Raw genomic sequence first — 237 nt, 5'->3', positions numbered from 1 at the left:
CTCGACTCCCACAGCCCCTCCATGATGGTGGTGCTGGAAACCGCACGCCAGGTGGCGGGTACCGACGCCAATATCCTGATCCTGGGCGAGTCCGGTACCGGTAAAGGTGAATTGGCCCGCGCCATTCATGGTTGGAGCAAACGCGCGAAAAAATCCTGCGTCACCATCAATTGCCCGTCGTTGACAGCGGAGTTGATGGAAAGCGAGCTGTTCGGCCACAGCCGCGGCGCGTTTACC

At 60.3% G+C, this 237-nt stretch carries 1 protein-coding gene; it reads left to right on the top strand.

All coding sequences use genetic code 11. The annotated features are described in order from the left end of the window. A partial coding sequence (locus tag SB756_RS35180; RefSeq protein ID WP_410913895.1) for a sigma 54-interacting transcriptional regulator occupies positions 1-237 on the top strand: 237 nt, incomplete at both ends.

Source organism: Pseudomonas sp. SIMBA_068 (assembly GCF_046534705.1).
In the GTDB taxonomy this organism is placed as follows: Bacteria; Pseudomonadota; Gammaproteobacteria; order Pseudomonadales; family Pseudomonadaceae; genus Aquipseudomonas; species Aquipseudomonas putida.
The sequence above is the reverse complement of the archived record's forward strand: the minus strand, read 5'-3'. Positions and strand labels throughout refer to the sequence as shown.